The organism is Bradyrhizobium sp. B025, assembly GCF_042257955.1.
GTDB classification, from domain to species: Bacteria; Pseudomonadota; Alphaproteobacteria; order Rhizobiales; family Xanthobacteraceae; genus Bradyrhizobium; species Bradyrhizobium diazoefficiens.
In genome coordinates this window covers 1,295,647-1,322,554 of sequence record NZ_CP170150.1, presented here as the reverse complement: position 1 = coordinate 1,322,554, position 26,908 = coordinate 1,295,647, and the positions used below count along the sequence as shown (strand labels likewise).

The following is a 26,908-nucleotide window of genomic DNA, read 5'->3' as shown; positions in this document are numbered from 1 at the left end:
CCGTACAAGGAGCTTCCATGCATGCCAGGGTCTACGACCACGCCGGGTTGGACGGGTGCTCGCAATTGCGCACTCATCCATGTTGCCTTCCGCTCTTTGGACAGCGTCGGCTCCCGAGATAACACTGTTTCGCGGCTCAATGGCTGGCCTGCATGCTCCCCTACCGACGCTTCGCCGACACCCTCGCGGACGCCTGCGCACGGCTCGGGGCCGATGTGGTTCGCTACACCTTCATCGCAATGGACTTTCACCATCTCCTCCTTGCCGGTCTCCCGGCGCACCCAAAGTAGTGCTAGTCCTCTGGAACGCAAGTTCGTCACATTAGTTGATAGCTCGAATCTCGACAGAGGAGAGTGCTCGTGGCGAATGCGGGTGTGCGAGGCCGGCCGATCGCGCCGCTGGTGCTTAGTCCGCAGGAGCGGGCGTACTTGGAGAGGCTCGTCGTCATCGCGTTGCCGAATCGCTATCTGAGCGCTGCCGCGCGATCCTGCGGTGTGCAGATAGTCTGCCAAGCAAGTCGGTGGCTGCCAAACTTGGCATCCATGAACACACCGTTGGCAAGTGGCGGCGCCGATTCTTGAAGGATTGCTGTGATGGCCTGCTTGACGAAGCCCGTCCTGGGCGCCCTCGAACCATCGACGACGATCAGGTTGCTGTGGTAATCGAGCGGACATTGCGTACGACGCCGCGCGACGGACGCACTGGTCGATCCGCTCGATGGCTGCGGAAACTGGCTTTTCTCACACCACGATCGGCCGAAAGTGGACGGCGTTCGGCCTGCAGCCGCACCGCAGCCAGACATTTAAACTGTCGAGCGATCCGCTATTCGTCGATAAGGTGCGCGATATTGTCTGGCTTTACCCGAACCGAGCCATTGTCCTCAGCGTCGATGAGACCATTAAGGCACGGTGGATTTGTGAGCAGGCGCATCAGCAGTTGAAGGAGGAGCTTGGACTTGATCACTTCGAAGGGCGATCATGGCAAGGTCTTCATCGCCACGCCCTGATGACAATGATTGCCTACGCCTTCCTGCAACATCATCGCCTCGCATACGCGGGGCAAAAAAAAGAGAATCAACGGGCCTCCGCCTCAACCAACCATGCCCGCCGTACGTTTCGCCATCGTCGATCTCATCCTTCGGCCGCCGTCTCAGCAGTGCCCATATTGCCGAAAGCAAATCCTTGAAAAACAGTGGCGCAAACGCATTCTGTTCGCGGTAGGGACACCCATCACTGGGCGCCCCCCGCGCAGATCCCGGCGAGCCCAATTAAGGCACCGGGCTCCTACCTCGGGTGTTTGACGGCGAAGCGCAGCTTCGGCCATGGATGAAGGATGCGAGCCTTGGGGAGCCAGTCATCGGTGATCTGCGTTATGCGATCCCAGGTCAGACAGGTCCGCTGACTGCGCCGCCGAAGCGTCCGCCTCCAGAGATCGGTCAGATAGAACCGAAACGCATTGAGCGCTCGGCCATTCGTCGGGACAGCAAAGTGTCAATCGGCCTGTAAATTTGGCTCTGACTCACTTTTGATGCAGTTTGGGGGATGCGTGGCGCTTTGATTGGAGGAGAATCAACGCCATGCAGCAAGCACTCCACCGCTCCAGTCTGGTGCCGCGTGGGTTTGTTGTAGAGAGTGCGTACTACGAAGGTGATAAGGCCGTGATTGAGATCCGGGCGTCCGGAAGCGTCGGTCTGTGTCCCTTGTGCGGAACAGTTTCTCGGCGTGTCCATAGCCGGTATCGGCGACGCGTGACTGACCTCCCGCTTTCGGGGCGGATCGTACAGCTCCTGGTGGTCGCCCGCCGCTTCCGCTGCGACGCCGTCCTGTGCGGGCGCCAAATCTTTACTGAGCGCTTCGACGAAGGGGTGCCGGCTCCATCAGCGCGACGCACGGCGAGGCTGGACTCCATTGTCCATCACCTCGGTCTGGCTCTTGGCGGACGACCGGCGGCAGGCTTCGCAAAACGGCTGATGCTGCCGGTGAGCAAGGATACGCTCCTTCGCGTGGTTCGACGCCGTAGCCGTCCGCCGGCTGACCCGCTCAGGATTATCGGCATTGATGATTGGGCCTGGCGGCGCAATCACCGATACGCCAGCATCATCTGCAACCTGGAAAGGCGCCGGGTGGTCACCCTGCTGCCGGACCGTGAGCCCTCGACCGCCCAAGCCTGGCTCGCCGCCCATCCCACGATCGCGATCGTCGCCCGCGACCGCGGCGGAGGATATGGCGAAGCCGCAGCAAAGGCCCTGCCGCACGCGGTACAGGTCGCAGATCGTTGGCATTTGATGGAGAACGCCAGCCGGGCCTACCTCGATGCCGTCCGAAAATCGATGCGCCAGATCCGCAGCGCAATCGGAGCAACTACGATCAATCCCGAGCTGCTAACAGCTGCGGAGCGTCTCCAATATGAGGGCTATCTCCGGCGCGAGGAGGCTAACGCGACCATCTTGAGCCTGTCGAAAGGTGGGACGCCGATCAAGCAGATAGTGCGCCAGACGGGCCACAGCAGGGGGCTGGTGCGACAGGTGATCCGCGGCGAACGCCATGATGTCTTCCGGACCCGGGAGAGCTCTCTCGATCAGCACCTGCCATGGCTCGACGACCAATGGGCAGCCGGTTGCCGAAACGGCGCTGAACTTTGGCGCCGCTTACGGGCGCGCGGTTTCCGAGGCTCCCTTCGTGTTGTCGGCGAGTGGACGACTCGTAGACGGCGGGCCGAAAAGACTGATGTCGAAACCCTTCATCGGATTCCATCGGCCAGAACGATCGCTCGTCTCATGACCGTCGGACGGGATACGCTATCGAAGGCAGAGACGGTGACCGTCGCTGCGGTAGAAGCTGGCGTGCCACCCCTGGTCGAGGCACGCGAGATCATCGCCGAATTCCACCTGATGATCCGACGCAAGACCGAGGCGGGCCTCGTCCCATGGATCGAGCGCGCTCGCGCCAGTCTTGTTGCATCGTTCGCCCGCGGCGTAACGAACGATGAAGCGGCGGTTCGGGCGGCGATCACCTCGCCCTGGTCCAACGGACAGACTGAGGGGCAGATCACGCGCCTCAAGCTCGTCAGACGCCAAATGTACGGCCGTGGCAAAATCGATCTGCTTCAAGCCAGACTAATCGGCGCAGAATAAACCCAGCTGCACCAAAACTGCGTCAGAGCCAATTTTGCAGACGATGACGTAATTGCGGTCGGCGCCCGCGGCTCAAAAAGGTCCGCTATCTTCAAGCCTTCCCGCAATCTCACGAATCGGAGGGGGCCATGAAGCAATATGTTGGGCTGGATGTCTCGCAAAAAGAAACGTCGGTATGTGTGGTCGACGAAGTGGGTCAGATCTTGTTCGAAGGAAAGGCAAAGTCCGCCCCCGGGGCGCTCGCGGCATTGCTTCGCAAGCGGGCGCCACAAGCGGAGCGCATCGGATTTGAGACCGGGGCGATGGCGAGCTGGCTATGGCATGAACTTCGTAGGGTCGATCTCCCAGTGGTTTGCATCGACGCGCGGCATGCCCACGCGGCTTTGTCCGTACGCATGAACAAGAGCGATCAGAATGATGCTCGAGGTCTGGCCGAACTGGTGCGGGTTGATTGGTATCGAGAAGTCAAGGTCAAGAGCGAGGAAAGTCAGAAGATCCGCGCGATACTCGTCGCGAGATCCCGGCTCGTGTCCATGCGCCGAGACATCGAGAACCAGGTCCGGAGCTTGATCAAAGAATACGGCTTGCTGTTCCCGCGCGCAATCGGCCAGCAGTTCCGCAACCTGGTCAGCGAGCTATTGGGCGATAATCATCCACTCCTTAGCGTGATCTCGCCGCTCCTGTTGATCCATGAGCATATCTGTCAGCAGCAGAACAAGTTCGACGACGAAGTTCGCCAGTTGGCGAAGGCGGACGAGACGACGCGCCGCCTAATGACCGTTCCCGGTGTCGGCGTGGTGACCGCCTTGACTTTCCGCCATACGATCGATGACCCATTGTCGGCGTTGACAGTCGGCGCCTACCTCGGCCTTACACCTCGGCGCAACCAATCTGGCGAAACTGACATCAACGGCAAGATATCTCGATGGGGCGACCGGCTTCTCCGAACCTACTTGTTTGAGGCCGCCACCGTACTTCTCTATCGGACAAAGAAGTGGTCTTCCCTCAAGGCCTGGGGCATGAAGCTCGCCAAGCGGATCGGTATGAGGAAGGCAAAGGTCGCTGTCGCCCGAAAGATCGCAGTCATCCTTCACTGCATCTGGGTCGATGGCACATCCTTCGACTGGGGGCAGCCGCAGCCAGTCTGATATTTGCTCGCAAGTTCCTGGTCCGGTCTGCCGGACTGGCGATGTCCCGCTGGGACGGTGTTGAGGCGACCTCGTTCATTCGGCTGGTGGCGGCTCGACCGTACTCCGCTGCAAGCGTTGAGGCGTCCGACCCGGACATCATCATGAGGCGCTGCGCGACCTCGGAAAGGACCGTGACCCCAGTGAAGACATAACCAGCCCGGGCGATCCAATGCCTGGCCGGCAAAGTACGCATCAGCCGCGCTCGCGCCGTCTCCGCAACCCTGACCAGCTCCGACAGCGCGAGCGCTACCGTCGTGCCGTCGGAAAGTTTAAAAGGTGATTGACAACAATCCGCAATTAAAGGGCCGAATGACAGTCTTCGCGCCGCTGAATGCCTGGATGTTCAAGGCCATGAGCGGCCATAATGTTCAGATTCTGTCCGTTTCGATCTTCATCATCGGTAACCTGATCTGCGCGATCGCTCCGAACTTCCTCACCCTTGCTGCAGGCCGCGTCATTTCGGCCTACGGCGCGGCGATGTTCACCCCGTCGGCTACCGCGCTGGCCGTGGAACTCCTGCCGCCAGCCCGCAAAGGGTTCGCGTTGTCTCTCATCTTTGGCGGCATGACTGTTTCACAGGTTGCCGGCGTTCCTGCCACAAGCTGGATCGCGGATGCTATCGGCTGGCGCTTCTCATTCGGTTTCGTCGTCATTGCCGGGCTTCTCGCATTGAAAATCTTCGCTCCGATGATGTCCGGAATAGCTACCAAGGCGCCGGAGCGCGGAAACAGCCCGATCTCAAAAGGCCTCTCCAAGGCCACCTACGGTATCCTTTCCGTGACGTTATTCGTCGTCGTTTCCGAGTTCATCGTTTACTCCTATGTGAGCGTATTCATCATCGGTTCTCTGCTTGCCGGGGTGCCGCTGCTCTCAGCCGCACTCTTTGCCTACGGCTTCGGAGCCGTGACGGGAAACGTTGCGTGCGGCGTTCTGACTGACCGTTTTGGCCCGTATAAAGTTCTCATTGCGGTTGTAGGCGCGCAACTCATCCTGCTCGTAGGTTTGGTTGCGTTCAGACAGCATGGTGCCCTCACCGTGCTCATCGCCTTCTTTTGGGGTAACGTGAGCTACATGTATCTCGTCCCGATCCAGCACCGTCTTCTCGGTCTGGCCGGAGATAGGTCGAAGCTGGTACTGGCGATGAACAGCTCGACCACCTTCGCGGGGATCGCCATTAGCGCTTTTCTCGGCGGCATCCTTGTCGAGACTAGCGGCGTCCCGTCTCTGGCTGCGGCATCGATTCTGATTGGTCTCATCGGCATCGGGCTGGCTGTTGCCTTCATGCGTGACGCAGCACCTGCAGAAACCGCGACTGCAGCATGTCCGAGATGATATCGCTCAACGATCGAGTTATTGCCGTCCCACAATTAAGAACGAAGCCTCAAACGACATTTCCACAGCGTGCTATGCATTTGGATCGAAGCCGCACGCGTTCCGCCTCGTACGAAACAACTAAGGGGCCGCCCTGGCGCCTTCAAGGCGATGCTGGCTCGCTTGAACCAATTGGAGGCGGAGATGGACGCCTTGAAGGGACAACGGGTCTCGACCCGGCACATATGGCGGCGGGCGGCGCGTCCGTGTCGCTCGGCTACGAGGGTGGCGTACGGTGGCGCGCGGGTTCATCCGAGGATGAGGAGCCCCATTTCCAGTCACGAGAGGCCGAGCCGGAGGCGTCCAAGGGCGGGCCCGGCAGGGCCACGCGACAAGCTGGTGGAGCAACTGGCCGCGCAGCGGTGACTTTGGCGCTTACTCCAATCTGTCTATCGAAGTGGATGGTTTGACCAATCCCAATACAATTCACGCGCGTAACGTTCATCCTCGAAAGTCTTTAGGCGAGGTACGCCTCTAGCAGGCCGTTGAAAAACGTGCTCGCCGCCGACCAGCGACCGTGATTCATTGGCTCCGACGAGATTCGGAAATGATGCGTGCGCGGCGGCGACAATCGAACGGGCGAGCTGTTCAGCCACGTCGATCTCGAGGCTCGGGTGCGGCGTGACCATCCGCTGCGAGCGATCCGGACGATCGTGAACGAGGCGCTGTCGACGCTGGAGCGCGAGTTTGCCGCGCTCTATTCGCCGATTGCGATCCTGCCGGAGAAGCTGCTGCGGGCGTGCTGTTGCCTCAGCGCAGCCGGCCAGTATGGTCCATAACGGACGAACCCGGTTGTGCGAGCACCTTCATGAGCTACATGCATCACGCCTGGACAGGGGAGCACCAGCCCGGCGGCGTGCACTTCCCGGCGCGTCGGTCACGAGCGTACGGTTCGGGGCGCAGGAATATCTTGCCACGCCCACACTGCGATCCGCTCGCAACTCTTGTAACTCTGACGGCAGTGATCGGTGGACGGCCTCGGGAGATCGACGCTGTCATGCGGTTTGCGAGACAGCCTCATGGCTGGAAGAGACCGTCGAAAAGCCAAACGCACGGCGCGCCCTGACAAGGCATCGCCGGACAGGTGCGAGAACACGCTTTGCAGAGAGCAGTTTCCGGAGGCGAGTCGGATCAGCCAACCCGAAGATCCTCAGCTGACATCTTGCCCGAACGCCCGGCCTTGAGCTGATAACTTACCCGAGCCCCCTCTTCGAGAGTGGTGTAACCGGCCCTTTCGACGGCACCGATGTGCACGAAGACATCGGGACCTCCGTCCTCAGGCCTGATGAACCCATAACCTTTGGTCGAGTTGAACCACTTCACAATACCCATTGCCACGGCGGCATCTCCATAGTGAACCGTTGTGATCTAGCGAAGAGTCTGCCGGCCATCAAGATGGTCGGCAAGACGCCAGCGTCGCTGCGCTGGTCACGTGCCCGCTTTTTTATCGCATGGTCTATCTGCGGCCGCATTGTGCAAACGACAGAAAGCGCCGTGACGTCGACCACACTTCGCTTCAAGGCTTCAGCATCCGGATGACGTTTTGACCTTCGCTTCACTCGTCGCGCGCTAGCGGCTTACAGAAGAGTTGCAGAGCCTCGAACACGCCGCGCTCATCCGGAGCCGAGCTAAAGCGAATGGGATTGATCGTCGTTGAACAACAGGGCGGCCGTGAACTCCTTCGCGCAGCCTGGATCAGGATAATCAATCCGCGCCATGCCTGCATTGAGCTACGTGACATGCTTTCTCAAGCACGAAGACAGTCCCAGAGCTGCGCTTTAGCTGTTCGCGTTTAGATATTAGCCGCACGCCGGCCATGTCGGACGAACAGGGGTCTGCGAGACAATCCTCAAGGAAGCGCATCTGGCAACTTACCGCCCGCTCGTCATGTTGTGGTTGGACGCCAGAAAACCCGCTCGCCAGCGGTGGAGGCTGTTCAAACCGGTAACTTGCGCATCTGACGACCTTCATCGCGTCTGCCGGCGGCTCATCAGCTCTCTCGCCTTGGGTTGGATGAATTCAGCTGAGCACCGTGAAGACGTTGAGATAACCAATGGTCTCAGCCCGCTGACCGAGTTTTTACTCAGAACAAAGCCGCCTCGATGCATAGGTGTATTCAAGGGCCAGTTGACGCGCATATTCCCTGAGGTTGGCGGCGGCGCTGTGCCCCCCGTCGATGTTCTCGTAATAGAAGTAAGGCTGGCCCAGCGCGGCGAGCTTCGCGGCAGCTTTGCGGCCGTGCGCTGGATGCACGCGGTCGTCCTTGGTGGAGGTAAGAATTAGGGGAGCGGGATAAGTCTTGCCCGCCATCAGCTTCTGGTAGGGCGAGTAGCCTTCGATCCACGCACGCTGCTCGGCAATGGCAGGGTCACCGTACTCGCCGATCCAGGAGGCGCCTGCGCCCAGTTTGGTGTATCGAAGCATGTCAAACAGCGGCACCTTGATGATGGCCGCGTTGAAGAGTTCGGGACGTTGGGTGATTGCGGCGCCAACGAGCAGGCCGCCCTGGCTGCCGCCAATGATTCCGAGCCGGCTCGGACTTGTGATCTTCCGGCGGATCAGGTCCTCGGCAACGGCAATGAAATCATCCCATGTCGTCTGCTTCGTTGCCGTCTGGGCCGCTTGATGCCATTGTGGGCCAAACTCGCCGCCCCCACGCAGGTTCGCCACGACATAGGCATTGCCCTGTTCGAGCCAGAGCCGTCCCACCGGTCCCAGATAAGAGGGCAGAAGCGAAGCCTGGAAACCGCCATAGCCATAAAGAAGTGTCGGGATCGTCCCGTCAAACCTTGCGTTCTTCGGCCGCACCAGAAAATAGGGAATTGACGTGCCATCACGCGAAGTGGCTTCGAGCTGCTCCACGATATGATTGGACGCATCGAAGGCAGCCGGTGTCGTCTTCAACTCCTCAAGGCTTTTGCTTTCGGCATCAAAATACCAGACTGAGGTTGGTCTGAGATAGCTCGAGACCGCGAACATGGCTCGGTCCGCTTCATCGGAGGTGGCTGACAGGCTGACATTTGCATGTTCCGGCAGCGGGATCGGCGTCGCGGACCAAGCTCCGTGATCGTACTTATAAGCGAACGCTCTGCTCTGAACGTTCTCAAGGATCGTCAGGATCAACAAATTCTTTGTGGCGCCTAACCCGCTCAGGGCCTGGCGGGGCCCAGGTTGGAAGACGAGCGAGGCTTTGGCGCGCATCGGATCCTGTTTCCATTCGGCCAGATCATACGAAATCAGCGATCCGGCGGCGAAGCTGATATCGCCCGGCGGCCTCCAATCTTCATCAAGCCTTACAAGCAGGTGACTACCCACTAGACCGATCATCGCGGCCTTCTTCGGCAGATTGAGCTTGACGGGCCCACCGGGGCGGAAGACCACATACTCGGACTCGAAAGAGCTGATTGCGCGGATCGCGCCGGTCGCATGAATGTTGCCCTCGCTGTCACGAAGCACGAAGGGGGACATCGAAACGTCGGTGGGCTCGCCACGAAAGATCTCGCGAGCCTCACTGAGCGGCTGAGCGCGTTTGAGCTCCTTCACCACAAAGGGGTAGCCGGCTTGCGTCAAAGTCCCCTCGTTCCAGTCCCGTGCAACAAGGAGTGTGTCACGATCGACCCAGCTGACGTGCTGCTTGCCCTCTGGGAGATAAAAGCCATCCGCAACGAAGGTCTTGGCGTCGCAGTCGAACTCTCGTATGGACGCGGCATCCTTGCCGCCATCGGAAAGACTAATCAGGCAGAGGCGCTCTTCAGGCGGAAGGCAGCTGCTACCTTGGAAGATCCAATTCCTGTTCTCGGCGACCGCCAAGGCGTCCACGTCGAGAATGGTTTCCCACTGTGGGTCTTTGCTACGATAGCTCTCGAGCGTGGTGCGTCGCCAGACGCCGCGCACCTGGTTCTCATCTTGCCAGAAATTCTCCAAGCCGCGCCGTTTCAATGAAACATATGCGATCCGATCCTTGGCCTGCAGGATGGAGAGCGCCTGTCCGTAGAAGTGCCCATAGCGAGGATCTGACTGGAGCACCCCGAGCGTCTTCTCGTTCTCGGCGCGAGCCCAAGCCACTGCGCTTGGCCCTTCGATCTCCTCGAGCCAAAGGAATGGGTCATCAGTCACCGCCGCATCCGTTCGCTCCTGTGAAAGCGCCGTGGAGGTGATGCAGGCAATCGAAAGCAGCGTGGCGGAGAAGAGTAATGTATTCATGGATTTGCTCCGGCTGAGGTCGAGCGGTCAGGCTCGCGGGCCTTGCCGGGTCAAGCAGAAGCGGCGGAAAGCACACAAGCGCATGACATAGCGCGGCTTGCGCTATGTCACGGGCCGTTCATTGCAAGCTGCGTGCCGGCTGAAGAGTCGCAAGTTTCAGCCGTTAGTGGCTGCACGACCATGTTCGGTTGCCGACATTGGTACGCCGAGCGACATCACAGCGTCTCGGCGCAGAGCCTGCCAGACAGCGCCAGCATTTTTGATCTTCAGTGGCAAAGACCCGGGACACAGCGAAGCAGCTTTCCTCCGCATATGAGATTGCTCCTTCTCGCTGGGTCACCGGGCAGACTTGTCGACGGGCATCATCCCCACGAAGAGCAGCGCATTGATCAGCAGCTAAGCCGGCATCGCCAAGGGTGGTATGCATAGCGACCTCCGACTCGCTGACTGCAAGCGTTGCCGATTTGGACGAGCCTTTTCCTCGCGAAACCCACTAGTCACGCCGAACGATCGGTTCGTTGACTGATTGCCGAGAGGCTTGCGCTCGAGACGAGGAGAGTAAAAGCGCTCCAGAAACGGCCTACGTTGCAACACGTCTTAAGATTCAGCCGACAATCAACAACACGTACAAGCACCAGATCAGGTTCTTCGGGTAAAACGGCGAAATGAAGCTGGGCATCAGCAGCAATTGAGGGAGCTACGGCCCAGCTTTTAAACGATCCTGATCCACCCGGCGGCAACCCACGCACGAGCCGTGGTCTTCCTCGAACCCCCTATTACACAAACGAGATCAAGGGCGAGATTTTCGATCCGAGAATGCCCGCTGCTGCCGGATCAGCCGGGCTGGTTCAAGGCTAGTGCAACCCTCACTGCGAACCGTTCCGTAACGGTGCTGTTGCGGCCCAGAGCAAGCGCCGCTTTCCGGGGCGGAACGATCAACGGCAGCAGCGCGCCGACCGGCGCCACCACCACTCGCATCAGCGTCGTTTAGAGATAGAATATGAGTTGACTGTATCGTCCCCTTCTGATCATGGACCACTCGCATGATGTCTTGATTCATGGGCCCCACGCCGCCCACAAGAACCGCGTCAGCGCCAAAGCCTGGATTGCTCCTCGTCCTGCTACAGAAGCCTGTCATCCGCCGTGCTATGCTTTTCGCCCGGTCAGTCCTCGCGGGCTCCGACCTCTTGTCCGCGATGACCATCGCGTGAAGCTGTCGGCGCCGGCAGATCCCAGAGTCTGTCCTGTGTATGCTTCAGTGGAGCCGCTAAAGCCACAAAGGCCGACTTCACGTCTGCATAGGCAGCCTCCTTCAAAGCTGCATCGGCGGGATCGGTCTCGTTATAGGCGGTGAGCGCCGCGGCATAATTTTGATACAGGGGCATTTGAGCCTCGTTGGTCCAGCCGAGACCGAGGTGGTGGAACTGATCAGCCGGAACGGTGATGCGGCTCTTGTCCAGCTCCCGGAGGTAGTCCGCCGACCAGTCGTGGATGGTATAGGATTCAATCTTATCCATCATCGACCGCCAGCGCCTGACACGCTCCTCAAGCGGCATATTGGCCGCTTTCGAAATAGCGTCTGCGATTTCTTCGGGATGGTTTGGATCTACCAGCAGGGCCTCGTCCTCGTTGAAGTCTTCAGCCGCCCCAGCAAACTTCGATAGTACCAGAACGCCGGGATCCTTCGGATCTTGGGCAGCAACATATTCTTTCGCTACCAGATTCATGCCGTCCCGCAGCGGCGTGACGACACCTACATGTGCCGCGCGGTAAAGTCGCGCGAGTGCAGCCTGGCTGAACGGGTCATTCGTGTAGTGGATCGGCCTCCACTCCTCTGTGCCATGCTCGGCATTGACATGGTTGATCGCATTCTCCACGTCCTCTTTGTACTTTCGATACTCGTCGACGTCGGCGCGCGAGGACGGCGCGATCTGCAACAGCGAGATGCTGCCCGGCTCGCCCGCCAAGAGCTGGTCAAACGCTTCGACGCGTTTGTCGATGCCTTTCGTGTAGTCGAGCCGGTCTACGCCGATCGCAAACTTGGCGCCCTCGAAGTTTTGCAATAATGACGATATTTTGTCTTGCTCTGCGGGCGATAGCTCTGCCGCAAGATACTCTGCGAATTGCCTGGGATCGATACCGATTGGAAATTTTTGAAGTCGCGTCTGGCCACGCTCCGTGGTCACGACGCCATCCTTGCTCTCCAGCCCGAAATAGGTTCGCAGGCAGGCCAAGAAATTGTTCAGATCCCGGTTTGTCTGAAAGCCGAGCAGATCGTATTCCAGCATCGACTTCATAGTTCGCGATGATTGGGTACGCGCTCTATCATGTCGGGCGTCGGCCATGGCGTGTGCAGAAAGAAGCCGGTCGGCCGCTCGATGCCGAGATTGTGCAGATCGCCCCCGAGCGGGAGCAAATGATAATCATGCACCCAGAATGCGTCCCGATCCCGCAAGTCGAACGCCGCACGCGCGATGAAGTTGTTCATCTGTCGATAGCTGTCGTATCCCTCTTCCGCGCGCGACATCCGGTCGGACAGGGAGTGTAATACCGGCCACAAGGTTGAATTCGAATAATCTCGATAGTAGCCGCGATGGTGCGCGGCCGGCAGATCGAGTTCGGCCACATGGCCTTCGCCAGCCTTCACGAGTGGCAGGGGCCGCTCAGTCCCGTCGCCGCGATTCTCCGAGGAGAACATCCAGACCGCGCCGGAACGTTCGACGACCGGCTCGAGGGCTGCGGCAAGTCCGCCGGTCTGGGGTTTATTGGGGTCGAACGGCGCGCCGCGGTTCGAAATGACGACTAGCTTCATGTCGGGTTGCTGGCTTACTGAGCGATGCTCCACGTCGCCCGAGGCAACAGTATGGGAAGGACCTACACCTCCTTCTTGCATCTGCTCCAACGGTATCTCGTCCAGGTGCAGGTCGAAGGCCGCTTGGCCTAAGGTTTCATCTTGCTCGGTCGCGCCTGATGTGCTGCCGGAATCCAACGTTGCGTTGTCGAGCGCGTCATGGATTCGAACCATCTCGTAGCTCCCTTTGGCGATGTTTACGTTCGATGCGGTCGTACATCAGCCCCGAGATATCTCCACTACGCCACGATGGCAGGTCCAGCTTTCGGGAAGCTGACCAGTCGAGCAAAATGGCCGGATTGCGCATCCAACCAGGACTTCAAGGCGGTCGTGGTAGATGAGGCGACGAGATGTCGGATTAAGGCAAGACGACGTTTGGCTTCATCGATTTGACGCTAGGAAGACTCGGGCGCTGTGGCGAGGTCACCGTCCTGATCGGCACCCTTTGAATGGCGCGAGCGCGCATTGACGAGGTCCATCGAGTACGTCAATCATCTGGATGTCGCAGATCGGCGCGCCAACATCGGCCGCCCGCTCCGCCATCCCGACGGCACGATATAGACGGCCATCATAGGCCTTCTGGCGTGGCCCTCCGTAACGCACCAGCGCGCATCCGAATACCAGGTAGAAACCAGAAGAAGCTCCTTGCATCAAACTACCGCGCCTCACAACATTCGGTCTATCAGGTTGTGGCCGTGCGTGGTGATACGATCCGCTTCCATGACATGCCCCTGTTCATACACAGTGAGGAGGATGCCTCCGATGTGGTCGGCTTAATGCTCTGCCGGCGGCACTAACAAATTCGGGCGGCTCCCGACTATGCGCCAACGAACAAAACTGTAGCTCGAACGTTTGACCAATCTAGCGGAGACGTGCGCCGTTAAATAACTCCGTACGAATCGATAGCAACATCACCGCGCCAAGTCGAGCCGCCGGGGACAGCGCTTCGCGTCCCCAGCAAGATGGGGTTACGAGCAGGCTTACAGCGTATGCCGGTCCCGGCTAACTCCTGCAAAACGAGCCGCGCACAAAAGGCGATCCGGGCTTTACCGTAGCGGCCGCAGTTGACGCATATGCACCATCGCAGTCATGATTTCATTTTCTTGCTTGGCCCCGAGGTCCGGCCCCTGCAAAGTTCACCCGAAATGGACGGAGACGCAACAAGTACGATCATTCGCGCACATCAAGCGGCGCGGCACAATGAGCCAGTCCAGACGACCTGAGCAACACGGACGAGCTGCCCTCGTCGGGCAATTCAGCTGCGCAAATGATGACGACCCTTTCGAAGGCAAGCGGCCAAATACGTTCACCTCCTTCGATCAAGCCGATTAAGACGCAACACATTCAGAGAACAAAAAGTCGACGCGCAGTGCCCGTCGTCCAGCAGACCAAATCCAGCTTGGAGCAAGGCGCGCGGAACGCATGCTATTTTTTTAGAGTTGAGCCCAGCTCCGGGGACAGGGACGACGGAGCACGCGAGTTCCGGCGGGCGGCCAACGAAGAATGAGCTGCAGTCGCAGGGGCAGAGAACAACGTACACTGCAAGCACCGTTTCGATTCTGAAGGAGAAAAAGCTGACCAGCGGCAATCTCCACCTAGCGAGCTTGCATCAACGGCTAGCAGGAACGCCGCTAGCGAAAGCTCTTGCGGCCATTATCGAGCTAGAGGACGAAGTCGACCCAAAGGTTCTCCTCTCAGAGGCAAAACCGCGCCTTTGCGCGCGCTCGTCAGCGGGCGAGTAGCTGGCTAAGCTCAATCAAGATGCCGTCTTCGCACGAATTTATGGTGTCGCAACGCTTACGCCTCGTCGTTCAGCCGCGCGATGCGCTCCTCCGATTTGCGGGCACGCTGGACACCCGGTCCCGCGTTCTGGGTCGCCTCGCGCGACCATGATGGCGTCTGACAAGTGGATCATATCCCAATACGATCAAGCGCCATCGGGGTCTCGATCTTGGCAACGCCACCGGCGGCCTCACCGATCAAAGCTCGTGCCTCGACCAGGTCAGATGGTTTCTGAACAAAGGACAGCAACCCAGTCGACGCCAAGCTCGAGGCCGAACGCAAGACTCGATCCTTCTTGGTTAGAGGCGAGATCTTGAGCAGCGCGCCTGGAAGGCTGGCGCCCTTGTGATCACGGATGACGCCGCCGATCACAACGCACGCCATTCTCCGTTCAGAACCGAGCTTTTCGACGACTAGCTAGACGAACGCCCATCGTCAATGAGCAGGGCCTGACCGGGATAAGCGGCTGCGAATATTTCTGGATGAGGCCGCGGGATTGACTGCTTCCCGCCTGTCTCTTAGCGCGAAGCAGACCGTCTCCCCGGCATCCAGCGCGAGCTTGCCTTCATCGAGCCGGCCATTGCGGATCTTCGGGCCTTGCGGATCCTGCAGCACGCCGATCGGCCGATTGAATTCCAGCTCCAGCGCACGGATCGAGACGAGCACACGGGCGTGATCGTCATGGGTCCCCGCGGCTGAAGTTCAGCGTGAAAGTATCAGCCCCCGAAAGATAGAGCGCACAAAGCTTTTCAGGTGATGCGGTTGCCGGCCCAACGGTTGCGACAATCTTGGCATGGCGTGAGCGGCGCATCGTGCCCCTCTAGTTCAGAAGATAAGTTCAGCATCAAACGAGATAGGGCCGCTCACAAGGTATTCAAAGCGAGCTGGCCGACGTTGCGCACTTTCGCTCTCTCCACCGTCCGTCGTTGCTGGACCAAGAGGTGAAAACACTGCACTTATGCACCGGATGCCGCCGCCGTCTGTCCCTGATGGGTGGATTGTACGATGCTGTTCACCGCGCGGTAGGCGAACACGATGGCTGGTCCGATCGTAATGCCGGCCCCAGGGTAGATCCCACGCATCGGTGAAGTCATGTCGTTGCCGCAGGCATAAAGACCTGCGATCGGCACGCCGTTTCCATTTAGGACCCTTCCGCCAGGATCCGTTGACAGGCCGGTCGCAGTTCCAAGGGTCGCCGGGACAATCGGGAGCGCAATGAATGGCCCGTTCTTGATAGCTCCAAGGTTCGGGTTTTTCTTTCCGACCGCGGGATCTCCCAGGGTTCGGTTGAAAGCCGATTCACCGCGTTTGAAAAGCGGATCGCGCCCTTCAGCTGCGTGGGCATTATGTTTTTCAACGGTCTTTTGGAGCTCTTGCGGGTCGAGGCCCAATTCCGCCGCAAGCTCCGCAATCGTCCGGCCAATCTCGATGTAACCCAAGCGGGCATACTTCTTGATACTCAAAGTCCAGGGCCAGGGGAGCAGGTGTCCCATGCCTCTGAGGCGGACGAATTCCTTGTCGCAGATGAAATAGAACCGCTTGTCCGCCGGATAGCCGCTATTGAACATGGCAAGACAGATGTCATGGTACGAATTGGATTCATTGACGAAGCGCTTAGCATTTGGCCCCACCGCGATGACACCTGGACGGCCACGATCGAGCCAGCCGTACGGGACCACTTGCGAGGAGCGGCCGTTCCTGAGGATCGACACGGGCGTCCAGAATCCACTCGATGCAACGTCATTATCGATCGCAGCTCCGAGCCTGCCTGCGAGCGCAATGCCGTCTCCTGTGACATCGCTGTGGGCCAGCGTATCATTGTGCTGGTGGGCTCGGCTGAGCTGGGCTCGCAATTTACCGTTCCGCGCAAAGCCACCGGTTGCCAGGATTACTCCGTGCGAGGCTCGGACGCGGAGATCCGTGCGATCCCGCTTGAGGAGTGCGCCAGTAACTCTCCCTCCCTCCCTCATCAGATCAACCGCTGGGCAGCTTGGCCAGATTTCAGTGTCGTATCTGCGAAGGCTTGCCAATAACCGCGCGATCAGAGCATTGCCGCCACTGAGTTCAGTGCCCCTCCTGTAGCGCAGCCGGTCGCCTGCGTAGCGGCTGACCCGGCGAAGGACGTGCTTGAGCGAGGCAGCCGACTGGAAGGGATTGAGAAAGCTTCTGACCTCGCCGGACGAAATCATCATGCCGCCGAGCACGACGCGAATCGGATCACCTATCAGGTCGAAATCCTTGCCGAGAAGCCGTCCGTCGTAAGGTGCGGGGCTCAGCGTCCGGCCCATGTCGATCCCGCCGATCTGGCTCGAATGATAATCCGGAGCGGAGGCCAGTGTGAACTTGACTTCACCCCCATTCTCCAAGCTGGCGAGCGCCGTTGGGCCGTCTTCAAGATAGGCATCCACGAAGTCGGGACGATAGTAATCGCCAAGTTCGTGTTGCAGATAGATCTTCGCATTCGCAATCGAATCATCGATTTTCGCCGCTCGAGCCTGCATTGAGCATGGAACCCAGATCATGCCGTTCGAGAGGGCGGTCGTGCCACCGAGCCGGCCAGACTTCTCGCATACCGTCACGCGAAGTCCGGCTTTTGCCGCATAGAGCGCCGCGGACAGCCCGGCAGCGCCGCTGCCGATCACGAGCACGTCCGTCTCCCAATCGTGCGTCGGCTTGTTCGCTTTGGAGGAGGAAGCGGTACTAGGTTTCAATTTGGTGATCGGGTTGTTCATTCGTGCCTCGGTGCAGATTTCTGCATTGATTGCTGACGCTTTCGCGGGAGCGGAACGGCTTTGAATTCTTCGGCTGCAGCTTTCACCGCCCGCTCGATCGGAATCCGTTCGATGGAGGAGGCGCCAACGAAACCGACACATCCGGTAGACCGGTAGACTTCCGAGGTATCCTGGGGCTCGGCGATTGCCCCGCCATGGCAGAGAAGGATGACTTCCGGCCGAACGGCTTGAGCGGCAGCATTGATCTCGTTGATGCGCCTGATGGCCTCTTCGATCGACTGTCCCGCCTCATGACCCACAAGCCCGCCGCGCGTTGCGCCGACATGTGGGACAATGCAGTCGGCTCCCGCGGCTGCCATCGCCTTGGCATCGTGCGGGCTTGCGACATAGGCGAGGGAGAAGATGTTCTTCTTGCGGGCCGCCGCGATCAGCTCGACCTCACGCTCGAAGCCGAGCCCGACGCGGCCACGACGCTCGCGCCATTTCTCACCCATCGTTGAAATGGTCGGGTAATTGATCACGCCGGAGAATCCGGCAGCCCAGAACTTGTCCAAGAGATCATCGAGCTCGAGCCGGAGGGGATCCCAGGCCTCGACACCGCCTATAACAGGAACCGAGGAGACGACGTTGCGGATCTCCGCCGCGAGCTCGAGCGTGCGCGCATTGGAATCGCCGATCCGGCTCGTCGGCAGCCCCATCAACCGCGACAGCCCGGTGCTGTAGACCACGAGCATGTCGGCGCCGCCGAGAGCTGCGCATTTTGCGACGAGGCCGCAACTGCTCGCCGCGGCAAGCACTGCCTTTCCAGCCTCAACTTGAGCTGTGATCTTTGCGAGTATTTCGGCCCGATCAAACATCCGCAACTGATGAACCTCCTGGTGTCAATTGTTCGACGATCCACGATGCGGCCGCCTCCGCAAATTCCGGATCATTGATGTGACAATCCAGCTCGCGGGCGATGATCGATCGCGGCAGATGTCGCCTGACCGCGTCGAACCAGGCCCTATCGGCTTCAGGGTTTCGAAAGATGCCGCCGTCCCGGTCATAGTCAGAGACCCCCTTGACCGGCCACAGAACGAGGGCGGGCGCCTTTGCTTGCGAAAGGCGCTCGGCTGTGAGCCTGCCTATGCGCTCATTCTCCGAGACGGTCGTACGCATGAGCGTCGTGAAGGGGGTATGCGAATAGAATTGGCGCTCCTTGAACTCGGCAGGCACGCTCGAGGGAGGGCCAAAATTTACCATATCGACGGCCCCCGGGGCGATGAGCTGCGGAATCATGCGGCGAGATGCTGCTTTGAGCCGACCCGGACCCGCACTAGCGGTGCCGCCGACAAGCTCGTCAGCGAGCTCGGTTGTGGTCAGATCGAGCACCGCATCGAACTCGCCGGCGGACACGAGCTGCTCCATCTTGCGGCCCCCGGCGCCATTGGCCGGAAAGACAATCGCGTCGATGCCTGCCTCTGCCAGCCGCGCGACACAGCGATTTGCCGCCGGCGTCGTGACCCCAAAGGCCGTGATCGCAACCGTCTTCTTCTTCCGCCGATCCTGAGCGGGCACATAGCGCATCGCCGCAATGGCCCGCCCCGCATTGTCCAGAACGCGTTCGGTGAACGCGTTGATCCCGAAAAGATCGACCAGGGTCGGATAGAGGATGATGTCGTTGTGGAGGGCCAATTCGGCCAGGAGGGCTGGCCTCGCGCTGCTCACCAGTAGCTTCGGGAATCCATACGGCAAATCCGATACAACTTCACCGAAGACCGCGCTGCCTTTGCCGCCCGCCACGCCGACGATGGCGTCGATCGCACCTGATCGGAGGAGCTCCTTGACCTCTTCACGCGCGCTTGCAGCTATTTCCCGCAAGACCTCGGCGGGTGAAACCACGCGTGCATCGCTGCTGTTCCTCCGGTTTGATGTGCCTACATCAATCGTAAGAGTCTTGCGGCCCCACTGTTCGATGACGCGCGCGAGATAAGCGGTTTCGCGGCCCTTTGTGTCCAGGGTTGCGACGATCGCGGCCATGCCCGCAGGATCGCACCGCTGACCATCCCGGATCGACCTTTCGTCGTCCGCGTAATGGTGAGACACGATCTTCCTCCTGGACGCTTCTGGACACCTGGAGGTCTAGATCGGAGTGAAATGGCCCATAAGCCCGGATACGAGCGCGATTGGGTAAAGTTGGGTAGCTGCCAAGCGGCCATAGCAGCAGCCGCTTCATCCTGAGCGCCACCGTGACGAGGGAAGCCGCCTCTCCCCTTTGCAAGGAGGCGAGCGTCAGCTGGCGGAGCTTTGTGGTTTGGGCCGCCCGCATCGTCGGCGCGCTCCGAGACAAAAAGATGCCGCTGCCGGAATCTTCCAGCAGCGGCGCGAGTCAGGGAGGAAGCAGACGAGCCGGTCTGCTAGCGGATCCGTAGGACGCAGCGATAGCTCGCCCGGAATTTTCTACCCGAGACGCTTCACGGGCCCTTTTTCAGAACGAGCCGAACTCGGGCAGCATCGGCAAATCGTATCCGGCTCACAGCAAGGCGCGGAGAGGCTACTCAAGCAAGAACGGCTATGACGGCGTTAGCGTTCATCGCATCCAGCCGAGCCCGGCTCCCCCGCCGAAGAAAGACATGACATTGCTCCCCCAAAGATCGACGAGTGGTGGTCTAGACCTCGATGGAATGGCGTGTAAGATCGGCGAAAGGTTCAAATGGGTAGGATTGGGTAGAACCGTGAGAGCCAATGTCTTTGGTCGCCTTGCCGCAAGTCTCCCCTCGCCTCGCGGTGATCAGATAACGATCTATGCGCCGTCACTGCGGACTCTTCCGCAGAATGCCATGCTCGTCATGGCTACACTTCCTGTCATCGACTGGAACGACTGCCTCGTGCGGGACTTGCACGCGAGCCCCAAGGCGCCCCCTTGCTGCTATGCGGCCGTCGTCATGATCGATCCCTTTGCCTGCTGGGAAGATCTCGGAGATCTGTTACAGGATGCAAAGATGACCGGAGTGACGAATTTTCCGCCAGCCTGCATGATTGAACGGACATCGGCAGGAGTGCCGCTCGATCGCGGTCAGGAGCTCGAGCTTCGCCGTATGGAGTGGTTTGCAAGGCGCGGGTTCAAAGTCCTGTTTATCGCGGCGGACGAGGCAAAGATGACAGCAGCGGAGCAACGGCTTGGTTCGCAGCTGGATGGGGCCGTCTATCTGCGACCCGAGGCGCTTGCGCTGCCGATTGGATCGGATATCGGGCTCGTAAGCCTTGGCTCTCATGGATCGTCGTCGGTACCGAGGTTCTCCCTGGAGCAGGCCGCCACGGCCAAGCAGCCGCTACGACGGGCATGAGGCCTTATTCGAGGATCCGCAGTTTCTTGATTTTATTGTAGAGGGTTTTGCGCGAAAGCCCGAGAGAGCGAGCAGTCTTGCCGCGGTGAAGCCGGTTTCTCTTCAAGCCCTCGATGATCCAGTCTCGCTCGGACAGCGAGGCCGCGGGCCGTGCGCCAAAAGGTGGCTCCAACAACGGCTTTAGCACCTCACCGGTGATGTGACTTGATGGCAAGGTCACGAGCTGGTTCACGACCTGCCGCAACTCGCGCAAATTGCCTGGCCAATCGTGCCCGGCGAGCGCAAGGAATGCAGAGTTTTCTATCGTGAGCGTCTGGGCGCTGGAATCTCCTTTGGCTTCGACGGTGAAGTGTTGAACGAGTTGCGGCAGATCTTCAAGCCTGTCGGGTAGCGAAGGCAATTGGACATCCAGCCCGGTAAAAAGGTCGAGAAGCCGCGCGCACAGAACCGTTTCAAGACCAGCGCCTCGGGCCACGGTCGCGGTGGCAATGATCCGGGCGTTGGAACGCATGACAGTTACCCCGTTCAGAGGGGTAAATCCGCCTGTCTCGAGGTAATCGGCAAGGCGCTCCTGTCCATCGCGCGAAAGTTGGTCGACATGCAATAGCACGACGGCACCGTCACTCGACGCCTCCAGGAGTGACAATTGGCGTCTGCCGCTCTCAAGACGCTCGGCGCCGAACAACGGGCCAAGTATATCCATCGCCGGACCGGGGCGGCAATGAAACAACGCCGTTTTGGCGTGCCTGCGGTCGCTAAACGCGTGAACCAGGGTTGCTATTCTACGCTTGCCAGAGCCGGCCTCCCCCCAGATGAGGACCGGGCGGGGGGTCGCCGCAACGCGTCTGGTGATCTCAAGGATGCGCTTCATTGCCGAGGACTGCGCGATCACGCCGTGCCTGAAACCACTCAACTGCAGCTGCCGTTCGAGTAGATCCACCTTCTCGCGCAACAGGTGGATGGTCTTGAAGCCCGACGTCACCTCGAGGACCGACATCTCCAGAGGCACGCGGTCCAGCGAAGAGCCTCCGATGAAACCCTGGATTCCGGTCTCGCGGCAGATGTCGAGGAGTTCGTCCGGCTTCGTAATGGGGCCGCCCCCAAGCAGGCAGATGGTGCTCTTGTTGACGGATTGAGCAACGCGCGCAACGGCGCTCGTACGCGCTGCAAGTTCAGACAGGCTGACCGACGGATCGGCTCCGCTTTCAATCGCGCGGTTTAGATTGAAGTTGATGCAAATGGCCTCGGCGCCCGCTTCGACCATTCGACGCGCCTCGGATTGACTGCGCGTATAGGCAATTGTCATCAGGCCGCGTTTTGCAGCTTTCACGAGGAGCTCGATTTCCCGGGAGTAACCAAGACCACACTTCTCGAGCAATGACCTGCGCTCATCGTCGATGTGTATGACCGATGGGAAGTTGGTCACGCCGGCAAATCCCCATTTGATGATCCGATCGAGCCAACGATCAACATCGAGCTCGGGGTCGAATGTACAGGTGCCGAAGAAGACCGGCAGTTTCGTGCTGGGCAGAATTTCGGTCCGTCCGAAGCTTGCCACGAATTCGTTACTATTGCGGATTGGGAGGATCGAGGCAGGCGAGGCCCCACCCATGGCACGAAAACGGCCCGCATTGAGCGCGAGCACGAAATCGGCCCCCGCCCGCTCGGCGGCTCTGGCGGTCATGCCCGACCCGATCCCCGCACCAAGGACAAACGAACGGGAATTGCGGAAGAACTGCCTGATACCGGCTCCCTTCACCTCAGCCGTCCGCCTGTCGATCCTGAGCCGCGCATCATCGCACGGCTCTACGTGAAGACTAGCTCCAACTCGCAGGTGCGTGCAACCGCCATACCGCCTTTCCATTGCCCATGAACAAGTGGCAATCGGCTGGAGCGGCGGTGAGGGTGAACTTGGAGGCGCCTTTGGGCCAACCGGAGTGTGGCGCCCTGGCGACGAGAGCTTCGTTTCCGGCATTACCGTAGATGTACGTGACGCTGCCGAGATGCTCGACGAAATCGACCCCAAGTTCAATCGAGATCTCCTGCTGCCCGGGCATTGACGAGGAGAAGTCGTCCGGGCGAATTCCAACAGTGACCGGCTTGCCAACCAGCATCTGGTCCGGCTGGACCGGAACGGAGATCGTGGGCCCGGCGTCCAACCGGACATCCATGCCATGTTCATGAGCTGCTTCGACCTTGCCGCCCAGGAAGTTCATCTTGGGCGAGCCGATGAATCCTGCAACAAAGCGCGAAGCGGGATTGTGATACAGATCGTGCGGGCTGCCGACCTGTTCGATGTTGCCGTCCTTGAGTACCACGATCTTGTCAGCCATGGTCATCGCCTCCACCTGGTCATGCGTCACGTAGATCATGGTATTTCCGAGCTGCTTGTGGAGCTTGGCGATCTGAACCCGCATCTGCACGCGCAAATCGGTGTCCAGGTTGGAGAGCGGCTCATCGAACAGGAAAACTTTTGGTTCTCGCATGATGGCGCGCCCGATTGCGACGCGCTGGCGTTGCCCTCCTGAAAGTTGTCGAGGCTTGCGCTCCAATAGATGGTCGATCTGCAATAGCGATGCTGTTTTGGCTATCTTGGCGGCGATCGCGGCTTTCCCGGCTTTGGCCATGCGCAGGGGAAAGGCCAGGTTCTCTTTCACCGTCATATGCGGATAGAGAGCGTAGCTTTGAAAGACCATGCCGAGGTTGCGATCGGCCGCATCGATGTCGTTGACGAGCTCATTGTCGATGAGGAGCCGCCCACCGCTGATGGGCTCGAGCCCGCCAATCATGCGCAGAAGCGTGGATTTGCCCGACCCGGACGGACCAACAAAGACGACAAATTCGCCGTGATCGATAGTCAGGTCGATATTACGCAGGATCTCGATTGTCCCAAAAGTCTTCTTGAGGCCCTCCAGGCGAACGTCGGCCATTATGCCCTCCTCTGTCGCGGTTGAGCCGCGCGAGCAGCACTCACCTCAATCTCGCGCAAGCTCGATACGATGAAGTCGGGAGCCATCAAGGACGGATCCTGACGCGTTGGCACGCCGGTTGTAACAAGCACCGTGGCAAGACCCGCCCTCTTTCCGGCTTGAATATCAGTAGGAACTTGATCTCCGATCATGATGGTCGACCCGCGCTTCGTACCGAGGCGTGAGAGCGCTGTCTCGATCATCGGCACTTGCGGCTTTCCAACGATCGAAGGCTGCACTTGCGTAGCAGCGGCCACAGCTGCAATGGTCGCACCAGCGCCAGGTTCGAACCCGCTGGCCGTCGGCAGCAGAAGATCGGGATTGGTTCCTATGAACACAGCTCCATTGAGGATCGACTCAACCGCAATTCGCAGCTTCTCATGCGTGATGTCCCGGTCAAGCCCCATCACGACGGCTTCGGGCGCTCGGTCCGTGACCTCCAGCCCAACATCTCGCATGGCCGTCACAAGCGAGGAAGCTCCGATGACATAGATTCGCGTTAGGTGCGGATAATTGGTTCGAACGAGTTCTGCGGCGGTGATAGCGCTTGTAACGACCTGAGACGGTGCGATCGAAAGACCAGATCCTCTCAGCCTGCCGACGACGTCCTCCGGGGTATGCGTTGAATTGTTCGTCGCAAAGCAGAATGGCACGCCTGCTTTCTGCCATCTCGTAAACGCCTCTATGGCATCCGCTATTGCGGTGCCGCCACGATAAACGACGCCATCCAGATCGGAGATAATCCCTTCTATCGGCGGCCAGTTGATCTTAGAGCTGAGGCTAACCATTCATCAGCATCCCACCATTCACATGGACAATCTGCCCGGTCATGTAGGAAGCTGCGGGGCTGGCCAGGAACACCGCAAGCCCTGCGATATCTTCCGGCAGTCCGACCCGGCCCAGCGGAATTCGGCCACTATGGCGCGCTTCGGTTTCCTCCCGCGGACGCCCGTGCAAGGGTGTATCGATAATCCCGGGAGCAATCGCGTTGACGTTGATCTTGAACGGAGCACATTCATAAGCGAGCAGCTTTGTCACATCGTGCACGATGGCTTTTGACAAGCAATAGTCGGCACCGCCAGCCTGGTAGTTGAAAACAGCACCTTGAGATGACAACGAGGACCCGACATTGACGATGCGGCCGCCTTTGCTCTTCATGAAGCGCTCGATCGCCAGCTTCGCGCAACGAAGCACTGCGACGGAATTGATCTGGATGGTTTTTTCGATTCGATCGGCATTTCCGGTCAGAAGCGCCTGAGCCGATTTTATTCCGGCGTTGTTGATCAGGACATCGAGCCTGCCGAAGCGCTTGGCGATCTCATCAAGCACCCTGCCGACATCATCTTCTCGTGACACATCCATGCTCATCGGCAGGATGCCATTGCCGTGCGGCAAACGAGTCAGAATGACTCGCAGGTTTTCCAAATTCGCGTCGGTTGCCAGGACGTTCGCACCGCCTTGACGGAAAGCATTAGCTATGGCTGAGCCAATGCCTCCACCTGCACCGGTCACAAGCACGGTCCTGTCTGCAACTGAGAACTGTTCGGTCATTCCAACTCCAAGATCGATTGAGAATTCAGAAATTCGTCGACGGCCCAACTGCTAGGCATCGATCTTTGGGCGCCGCGTCGCGTCACACATAAGGCGGCAACCGCGAGCGCCTTTTTGATCGCTTCTCGTATCGGCAACCGATGAGCAAGAGAGGCTGCGAAAGCTCCATTAAAGGCATCCCCCGCCGCGGTCGTATCAACGACCTTCACAGGAAATGCGCGGAGCGCGAAAGTCGCGCTGGCATCGGCGTAGTAGGCTCCCTGCGCACCTAGCGTGATCAGCGCTGCCTTCGGCCCGAGATCGAGAAGCTTTCCAGCCGCATGAGCGGCGCCGTCGAAGTCATGCACCTCGACACCGGTGAGCTCGAAAGCTTCCGTCTGGTTTGGTGTGACGAAATCGACACTCCTCCACGCCGCGGGCGACAGGCCCGCCCTCACGGGGGCCGGATTGAAAATAAGATCGAATTCCTTGACGCTCTTCAATGCAAAAAGGTGATTGAGCGCGGGGACCGGCATGCCCATTTCGGCAACGACGATTGCGTCCCGCTCAATGAATTCGGCCGCCTTCTCGACCATGCTCGGAGTGACATTTGCATTGGCTCCCGGGTCTATGACAATCATGTTGGAGCCGTCGTCGCCGACGAGGACAAGAGCAGAACCGGATATCTCCCCCGGGCATACCTCAATGGCATCAAGGCGGACACCTGCCTCACGCAGCGCTTGCAGCAACGATCGGCCAGCGTCATCATCGCCAAGCCGGGTGTAGAAGCTCGGCCGAAGCCCCAATCGAGCGGCGGCGACCGCCTGATTTGCGCCCTTGCCTCCCGCATTCTGCTTTAAGCTTCCCATCAGGCTTTCACCCGGCGTTGGAAGCCGCTCGACGTTGAAGCAGAGGTCAAGATTGGTCGTTCCGAAGAACATCAATGGTCTGGGGCTCATTTCACGGCCCCGAAGGTAAGGCCACGTTCGAGATGACGCTGGCCAAGGATAATCAGGACGATCGGCACAATCATGGTCACCACCAAACCCGCAGCCATGACCGGATAGAACTGAACGCCTGGATTAAGCAGCTTGAGCAGGGCCACGGTGACCGGTGCTTTCGTCGAACTGAGGATCAGGCCGAGAGCGAAATTGTGCCAGGCAAGCAAGAAAATGAGCAATGAAGCGCCGATTAGGCCGGGCTTTAGAAGCGGAAGAACGATGTGCCAGACTACACGGAACGGCTTTGCACCATCCATGGCCGCCGCCTCCTCAATGTCCTTTGGGATGTCCTCGATATATGATCGGCTTAGCCAGATGATCATTGGCAGCGTGACGACCTGATAAACCCAGATCATGCCGAGATAAGTGTCATAAAGGCCAACTGTTTGGAACACGCTGAACAGCGGTATAACGACAAGGAGTGCCGGCGCGAAGCGGAAGCCCAGAATGAAGAACGCGATGTCCTCCTTCCTAGGGATATCACGTCTTGCCAAGACGTAACCTGCGGGTACGCCGGCGATCAGCGATACGAGCACCGCGCCAAGCGATATCACGACGCTATTGGCGACCGGCGTCAGGAAATCAACCTTGATGGTGCCGTAGCTTGTCGCCCCGGCCTGGGCGGCATCGAACAAAACGCGGAAGTTTTCAAATGTTGGAGTGAAGACAAAGCGCGGCGGCAAGGTCATGACCTCGGCCTGCTGCTTCAGCGACATCATCACGATCCAGACCAGGGGAAATGTCAGGATGAGCGTACAGACAACAACCAGTCCATTAAGGAACAAGCTTGCGGGCGTTAAGCGTTTGAAGCGCATTGCCA

The 26,908-nt window shown here is 59.4% G+C and carries 15 protein-coding genes and 5 pseudogenes; 7 read left to right on the top strand and 13 right to left on the bottom strand.

Annotated elements, in window-relative coordinates; translation table 11 throughout:
* Nucleotides 1-359 precede the first annotated feature (359 nt).
* The 6 genes and pseudogenes from ACE10W_RS06255 to ACE10W_RS06230 form a co-directional block, all read left to right on the top strand.
* A pseudogene (locus tag ACE10W_RS06255) lies at nucleotides 360-894 on the top strand (helix-turn-helix domain-containing protein); the annotation flags it as partial.
* Nucleotides 895-1,185, top strand: a pseudogene (locus ACE10W_RS06250) (IS701 family transposase); the annotation flags it as partial. It lies immediately after the preceding pseudogene.
* Nucleotides 1,186-1,576: 391 nt separating this feature from the next.
* A complete protein-coding gene (locus ACE10W_RS06245; RefSeq protein WP_018645229.1) occupies nucleotides 1,577-3,133 on the top strand; it encodes an ISL3 family transposase in 1,557 nt (518 codons plus the stop codon).
* A 128-nt stretch (nucleotides 3,134-3,261) separates the two neighbouring features.
* Entirely contained in the window at nucleotides 3,262-4,281 is a 1,020-nt protein-coding gene (locus ACE10W_RS06240; RefSeq protein WP_018645230.1) for an IS110 family transposase, read from the top strand.
* 318 nt (nucleotides 4,282-4,599) lie between these two features.
* Nucleotides 4,600-5,655 carry an MFS transporter gene (locus ACE10W_RS06235; protein ID WP_231166586.1) on the top strand — a complete coding sequence of 352 codons (1,056 nt, stop codon included), beginning with the start codon at nucleotides 4,600-4,602 and terminating at the stop codon, nucleotides 5,653-5,655.
* Between the two features lie 593 nt (nucleotides 5,656-6,248).
* Nucleotides 6,249-6,434 (top strand): annotated as a pseudogene (locus ACE10W_RS06230) (IS5/IS1182 family transposase); the annotation flags it as partial.
* A 391-nt stretch (nucleotides 6,435-6,825) separates the two neighbouring features.
* Here ACE10W_RS06230 and ACE10W_RS06225 read toward each other — a convergent pair.
* The 7 genes and pseudogenes from ACE10W_RS06225 to ACE10W_RS06195 form a co-directional block, all read right to left on the bottom strand.
* Nucleotides 6,826-7,032, bottom strand: coding sequence for a cold-shock protein (locus tag ACE10W_RS06225; protein ID WP_018645234.1), 207 nt, complete (start codon nucleotides 7,030-7,032; stop codon nucleotides 6,826-6,828).
* Nucleotides 7,033-7,773: 741 nt separating this feature from the next.
* On the bottom strand, nucleotides 7,774-9,897 hold the full coding sequence (locus ACE10W_RS06220; protein ID WP_018645236.1) for a prolyl oligopeptidase family protein: 2,124 nt from the start codon (nucleotides 9,895-9,897) through the stop codon (nucleotides 7,774-7,776).
* Nucleotides 9,898-11,060: 1,163 nt separating this feature from the next.
* Nucleotides 11,061-12,709: pseudogene (locus ACE10W_RS06215) on the bottom strand (trehalose-6-phosphate synthase).
* Between the two features lie 1,912 nt (nucleotides 12,710-14,621).
* Nucleotides 14,622-15,341, bottom strand: a pseudogene (locus tag ACE10W_RS06210) (pyruvate kinase); the annotation flags it as partial.
* A gap of 145 nt (nucleotides 15,342-15,486) precedes the next feature.
* On the bottom strand, nucleotides 15,487-17,262 hold the full coding sequence (locus ACE10W_RS06205) for an FAD-dependent oxidoreductase (protein ID WP_018645261.1): 1,776 nt from the start codon (nucleotides 17,260-17,262) through the stop codon (nucleotides 15,487-15,489).
* Nucleotides 17,259-18,059 carry a phosphoenolpyruvate hydrolase family protein gene (locus ACE10W_RS06200; RefSeq protein ID WP_018645262.1) on the bottom strand — a complete coding sequence of 267 codons (801 nt, stop codon included), beginning with the start codon at nucleotides 18,057-18,059 and terminating at the stop codon, nucleotides 17,259-17,261. Before ACE10W_RS06200 ends, ACE10W_RS06205 begins: the two co-directional genes overlap by 4 nt.
* A 52-nt stretch (nucleotides 18,060-18,111) precedes the next feature.
* On the bottom strand, nucleotides 18,112-19,281 hold the full coding sequence (locus ACE10W_RS06195) for a Tm-1-like ATP-binding domain-containing protein (RefSeq protein ID WP_018645263.1): 1,170 nt from the start codon (nucleotides 19,279-19,281) through the stop codon (nucleotides 18,112-18,114).
* A gap of 800 nt (nucleotides 19,282-20,081) precedes the next feature.
* On the opposite strand from ACE10W_RS06195, the gene ACE10W_RS06190 reads away from it, so the two are divergent.
* Nucleotides 20,082-20,588 (top strand): hypothetical protein, encoded by a 507-nt coding sequence (locus ACE10W_RS06190; protein WP_018645264.1) that lies wholly within the window; start codon nucleotides 20,082-20,084, stop codon nucleotides 20,586-20,588.
* 4 nt (nucleotides 20,589-20,592) lie between these two features.
* Here the strand turns inward: ACE10W_RS06190 and ACE10W_RS06185 are convergent, their stop codons facing one another.
* The 6 genes from ACE10W_RS06185 to ACE10W_RS06160 form a co-directional block, all read right to left on the bottom strand.
* Complete coding sequence (locus tag ACE10W_RS06185; RefSeq protein WP_231166590.1) at nucleotides 20,593-22,272, bottom strand: phosphoenolpyruvate hydrolase family protein; 1,680 nt, start codon at nucleotides 22,270-22,272, stop codon at nucleotides 20,593-20,595.
* Between the two features lie 133 nt (nucleotides 22,273-22,405).
* Nucleotides 22,406-23,518, bottom strand: coding sequence for an ABC transporter ATP-binding protein (locus tag ACE10W_RS06180; RefSeq protein ID WP_018645265.1), 1,113 nt, complete (start codon nucleotides 23,516-23,518; stop codon nucleotides 22,406-22,408).
* On the bottom strand, nucleotides 23,518-24,345 hold the full coding sequence (locus tag ACE10W_RS06175; RefSeq protein WP_018645266.1) for an HAD-IIA family hydrolase: 828 nt from the start codon (nucleotides 24,343-24,345) through the stop codon (nucleotides 23,518-23,520). The genes ACE10W_RS06180 and ACE10W_RS06175 overlap by 1 nt, the downstream gene beginning before the upstream one ends.
* The gene (locus tag ACE10W_RS06170) at nucleotides 24,338-25,108 is read right to left on the bottom strand and encodes an SDR family NAD(P)-dependent oxidoreductase (protein WP_011084698.1); all 771 of its coding nucleotides are present in this window, start codon (nucleotides 25,106-25,108) and stop codon (nucleotides 24,338-24,340) included. The genes ACE10W_RS06175 and ACE10W_RS06170 overlap by 8 nt, the downstream gene beginning before the upstream one ends.
* Nucleotides 25,105-26,046, bottom strand: a complete 942-nt coding sequence (locus tag ACE10W_RS06165; RefSeq protein WP_018645268.1) for a ribokinase — start codon at nucleotides 26,044-26,046, stop codon at nucleotides 25,105-25,107. Before ACE10W_RS06165 ends, ACE10W_RS06170 begins: the two co-directional genes overlap by 4 nt.
* Nucleotides 26,043-26,903, bottom strand: a complete 861-nt coding sequence (locus ACE10W_RS06160; RefSeq protein ID WP_011084696.1) for a carbohydrate ABC transporter permease — start codon at nucleotides 26,901-26,903, stop codon at nucleotides 26,043-26,045. Before ACE10W_RS06160 ends, ACE10W_RS06165 begins: the two co-directional genes overlap by 4 nt.
* Between the last annotated feature and the right edge of the window lie 5 nt (nucleotides 26,904-26,908).